The sequence below is a fragment of the Pseudoduganella sp. RAF53_2 genome (assembly GCF_052113985.1).
Taxonomy (GTDB): Bacteria; Pseudomonadota; Gammaproteobacteria; order Burkholderiales; family Burkholderiaceae_D; genus Rugamonas.
Genome location: NZ_JBFRDW010000446.1, coordinates 1 through 5,121, shown reverse-complemented (window position 1 = coordinate 5,121; position 5,121 = coordinate 1). Strand labels below are relative to the sequence as shown.

Below are 5,121 nucleotides of genomic sequence, written 5' to 3'. Positions count from 1 at the left end.
GGAGAGGAGCGCGAGCTGCTGTCGCTGTTTGCGGCCAATGTGGCGATCACTTACGAGAAACTGCTGCAGCGGGAGGAATTGGCCGCCACGCAGTCTGCGCTGGTCGCGATCCTCGGCGAGGCGATCGAAACGCGCTCTCCGAAGCAGGGCAATAGCGCCGAACGCGTCGGCATCATCGCCGCCATGCTGGGCGAGGCGTTGGAGATGCCGCAGGCAGCGGTGCGCCAGCTGCGCCAGGCCGCGCCGCTGCATGACGTCGGTCATTGCTGCGTGCCGGACGCCATCCTGCATCATCCCGGTCCGCTGGACGCAAAGCAGTGGGAGCAGATGCGTGTGCACCCCGAATCCGGCGCCGCCATGCTGGCGCGCTCCGAACAGCCGGTGCTGCAGCTGGCGGCCCGCATCGCACGCGAGCACCACGAGCGCTGGGACGGCAAGGGCTATCCCTGCCAGTTGGGCGGAGCGCAGATCAGTCTTCCCGCCCGCATTACGACGCTGGCCGATTTTGTCGATTCCATGGTGAGTCCGCGTCCCTGGCGCGGTCCGCATACGCTGGATGAAGCGCTGGGCGAAGTGGCCTGCGATGGCGGCCGCCGTTTTGATCCCGCCATTGCACAAGTGCTGCTTTCGCGGCGCGACTTTCTGCGCAGCCTTTATCAGCAAGGAGAACAGCGATGAGCGCCGATACGCCGCTGTACACGCCGGCCGATGCGCGGATCATCGCCGAAGCGGCGCTGCGTTCCATCACGGCGGCCACGGCGCGTGCGCGTGGCGAAGAGTTCTTCCGCGTGCTGGTGCACGATATGGCCCAGGCGCTGGATGTAACGTATGTGATCGTGGGCCGCGTGATTCCTTTCGACGGCGCCGAAGGCATTCGCACGCTCGCGGTGTGGGGTGGGCAGGACTTCGCGCCCAATATGGAATACAGTCTCCAGCACACGCCTTGCCAGGATGTGACTTGCCAGACCATGTGCTTCCACGCCAGTGGCATCCAGCAGGACTATCCCCTCGATACACTGCTGGTGGACATGGCGGCCGAGAGTTATGTCGGCATGCCCATGGTGGACACAGAGGGCAGGACGCTGGGCATCCTGTCGGCCATCGATACCAAACCAATCGATGAAAACAAGCGCCTGCTGGCGCTGTCGCTATTGTCGATCTTTGCCGCGCGCGCGGCAGCCGAGTTGCAGCACCAGGACAGGGAAGCTTCGCTGGAGGAGAAAGTCCTGCAGCGTACCGAGGCTTTGCGCGCGGCCCAGGCCAGCCTGGTCGAGCAGGAAAAGCTGGCGGCACTGGGCGCGCTGGTAGCGGGCGTAGCGCATGAAGTGAATACGCCGGTAGGGGTGGCGCTGACTGCCGCATCGGCCATGAGCAGCTACACCGACCAGCTGGTGTCTTCGCTGGCCGCGCCCAAGGTCAGCCGCTCCGATCTGGTCAACATCGCCGCGCGCCTGAACGACGCGGCAGCCCTGATCGAGTCCAATCTGCACCGCGCGGCGGAATTGATCGGCAACTTCAAGCAGCTGGCGGTGGACCAGGGCACCGAGCATGTCAGCACGCTGGCGCTGCATGACTATGTGCAGGGCGTGGTGTCGGCGCACAGTCCGGAACTGCGCAAGGCGGGCATCAAGGTCGCGCTGGAGATCGACGGCATGCTGCGTCCGCGGCTGCCGCCGGGGAAGTTCTCGCAAGTGCTGTCCAATCTGTTGATGAACGCAGCCCGCCATGCCTACCCAGACGGCACGGGCGGCGAAGTGAGGGTGCGTGCCTGGTGCGATGGCGAGAGCCTGCTGATGGAATTTGCCGACGACGGCGCGGGCATGTCGTCCAGCGTGCGCGAGCGGATTTTTGAACCCTTCTTTACCACCAAGCGCGGGCAGGGCGGTTCAGGGCTGGGACTGCACATTGTTTACACCATCGTGCATCAGATGGGCGGGCAGATCGAGGTGAAGAGCGGCGAAGGCGCAGGCAGCACCTTCACCTTGAAACTGCCGATGGAAATTAAAGCTGGCCTGCCATCGACAGGGCAAGCGCTTCCGCCACCTTGATGCCATCCACACCGGCGGACAGGATGCCGCCCGCATAGCCGGCGCCTTCGCCGGCCGGGAACAGGCCGCGCGTGTTCAGGCTTTGCAAGTCGCCGTCGTTGCGCTTGATACGGATCGGCGAGGAGGTGCGGGTTTCCAGGCCGGTCAGCACGGCGTCTTCCTTGAAGTAGCCTTTGATCTGCTTGTCGAAAGCCGGGAAGGCTTCGCGCAGGGCTTCGGTGGCGTAGTCCGGCAGAATGCGCGCCAGGTCGGTCAGATGCACGGCCGGCTTGAAGGAGGGGACCACGGAACCGAACTGGGTCGAGGCGCGGCCCGCCACGAAGTCGCCCATCAGCTGGCCTGGCGCGTCGTAGTTGGAGCCGCCCAGCACGTAGGCCTTTTCCTCCAGCTCGCGCTGGAAAGCGATACCCGCCAGCGGATGGCCCGGGTAATCCTGCTCCGGCGAGATGCTGACCACGATGGCCGAGTTGGCGTTGCGTTCGGCGCGCGAATACTGGCTCATGCCGTTGGTGACCACGCGGCCCGGCTCGGATGCCGCGGCCACCACGGTGCCGCCCGGGCACATGCAGAAGCTGTACACGGCGCGGCCATTGCTGGCATGGTGCACCAGCTTGTAGTCGGCGGCGCCCAGGATCGGGTGGCCGGCGTTCGGGCCGAAGCGGCAGGTGTCGATCAGCGATTGCGGGTGTTCGACGCGGAAGCCGATGGAGAACGGCTTCGCTTCAATATAGACCCCGCGTTCGTACAGTTGTTCGAAAGTGTCGCGCGAGCTGTGGCCGATTGCCAGCACCACGTGGTTGGTGGCGATGTACTCGCCGCTGGCCAGCTTCAGGCCGCGCATCTGGCGCTGGCCGTTTTTCTCTTCAATGTCAAAATCGGCCACGCGCTGCTCGAAGCGGATCTCGCCGCCCAGGGCCTGGATTTCCTCGCGCATGGCTTCCACCATCTTTACCAGACGGAAAGTGCCGATGTGCGGCTTGCTGACGTACAGGATTTCTTCCGGCGCGCCCGCCTTCACGAACTCGGTCAGCACTTTGCGGCCGTAATGTTTGGGGTCCTTGATCTGGGAATACAGCTTGCCATCCGAGAACGTGCCGGCACCGCCTTCACCGTACTGCACATTCGATTCCGGATTCAGTTCGCGCTTGCGCCAGAAACCGAAGGTGTCCTTGGTACGCTCACGGACGGTCTTGCCGCGCTCCAGGATGATCGGGCGCAGACCCATCTGGGCCAGGATCAGGGCGGCAAACAGACCGCAGGGACCCATGCCGATCACCACCGGGCGCGGCTGTTTCCCATCGGCATTGACGCCCTGGGCCACGAATTTATATTCCATGTCCGGCGAGGGCATCAGGTGGGCGTCGTGCTTGCGGCGCTGCAGGATGCCGGCGTCGTCGCTGGTTTCGAGGTCCAGCGAGTAGATCAGACTGATGTGCGCTTTTTTGCGCGCGTCATAGCTGCGCTTGTGGATGGTGAAGCCGAGCAGGGTTGCCTCATCGATGTGCAGGCGCTCCAGGATGGCCTGCTTCAGTTCGGCGTCGGTATGGTTCAGGGGAAGCTTGACTTCGTTCAATCGCAGCATGGTGTTCTCTCTACTTAGTGGGGCGCGCAACGGGCCCAATCCGCCATTTTACCTGCTTTCCCCGGTTGTATAAACGCAACGCTGAGCCTGCCAGAAGGGGGAGAAGGCCGATCTGATACAAATTTTCGCTGTACAACTGATAAGAAGGGTGTAATAGTTGACATTTGAAGTACAGCCTTACTTCTGGTTTTTCTCCCCACGCGGAGTTATTAAGTCCGCGCCTGTATTATCTCGCAATGCCCGGGATAATATTTTCTCGCCCCTAAAAATAATAACTTTATTTATTTAGGTAATAATGCCGCGCTGCGGCAATTTCTGGCGAATTCCCCGCTTCTGCGTTCTTCTGCGCTTAATTATTTCTGCCAATTTTAACGCGCAGGAATTGTTGTTTTTTCCTCATACGCGACGGGAGTTGCGTTGACATAGCCGCTTTTAATATGGTCTTATGCCAAGCTGAAACTAATTGATGAATATTAGTTTCGAGTGGTCGCCCACAAAGCGTCACAAGTGTTTCTTGGTTTTAGTTGGGACAACAAAATCAATGCTGTAGAAGGCGTGAGTAAGAGTGAGTTTTTACCCAAGCTTCTTCCCTACTGCATGCTTACTTTAGGAACCATAATGTTGAAAAAGACTATTCTCGTTCGTTCGCTGGCAGTTGCGTTCGGCGGCGCTGCAGTGCTTGCTGCAATGCCTGCGATGGCGCAGCAGCAGCAAGGCGGCGACGTGCAGCGTGTTGTCGTTACCGGCTCCCTGATCAGCCGTGCCGACAAAGAAACCCCGTCGCCAGTGCAGGTTCTGACTGCTGACGACATCGCCAAGTCTGGCCAGACTTCCATCGCTGAAGTGCTGAGCAACCTGACCGCCAACGGCCAGGGCGCCCTGGGCACCGGCTTCGCAGGCGCGTTCGCCAACGGCGGCGCCGGCGTCTCGCTGCGCGGTCTGACCGTGGGCCTGACCCTGGTGCTGATCGACGGCCACCGCATGGCTCCATACCCACTGTCCGACGACGGCCAGCGCCAGTTCGTGGACGTGTCTTCGATCCCGTTCGACGCAGTTGAGCGTATCGAAGTGCTGAAAGACGGCGCATCTTCGCTGTACGGCTCGGACGCTGTGTCCGGCGTGGTCAACATCATCCTGAAGAAGACCTTCAACGGCACCAATATCAAGGTTGACGGCGGCAACACCCAGCACGGCGGTGGCAAGAACTACCACGTGTCCCTGACCCACGGTTTCGGTGATCTGAACAACGACGGCTACAACGCCTTCGCAGCCCTGGAATACCGTCACGCCGACGCCATCAAGATTGCTGATCGCAGCAACTTCGAGTGGGCCAATGGCGACTGGACCAGCCGCGGCGGTATCAACCTGAACCCAGGCGTACCGAACGTACAGAACAACTTCCTGGTGGCTGCCAACACCCCGTTCCTGTACAACCCGGCAACCGGCCGTGACAACCCGGCTTCCTACCAGTTCCTGACCTCCAACTGCGAC

General features: G+C 61.5%; 4 protein-coding genes. 3 read left to right on the top strand and 1 reads right to left on the bottom strand.

Annotation, left to right across the window (positions count from 1 at the left end):
• A partial coding sequence (locus AB4Z11_RS22495) for an HD-GYP domain-containing protein (protein WP_442027788.1) occupies window positions 1–678 on the top strand: 678 nt, incomplete at its 5' end.
• Window positions 675–2,048: a sensor histidine kinase gene (locus AB4Z11_RS22490; RefSeq protein WP_442027787.1), complete on the top strand. Its 1,374-nt coding sequence runs from the start codon at window positions 675–677 to the stop codon at window positions 2,046–2,048. The genes AB4Z11_RS22495 and AB4Z11_RS22490, both read left to right, overlap by 4 nt.
• Here the strand turns inward: AB4Z11_RS22490 and AB4Z11_RS22485 are convergent.
• Window positions 2,002–3,630, bottom strand: coding sequence for an NAD(P)/FAD-dependent oxidoreductase (locus tag AB4Z11_RS22485; RefSeq protein WP_442027786.1), 1,629 nt, complete (start codon window positions 3,628–3,630; stop codon window positions 2,002–2,004). The genes AB4Z11_RS22490 and AB4Z11_RS22485 overlap by 47 nt on opposite strands.
• A gap of 618 nt (window positions 3,631–4,248) precedes the next feature.
• Here AB4Z11_RS22485 and AB4Z11_RS22480 point away from each other — a divergent pair.
• On the top strand, window positions 4,249–5,121 hold an 873-nt coding region (locus AB4Z11_RS22480; protein WP_442027785.1), incomplete at its 3' end, for a TonB-dependent receptor plug domain-containing protein.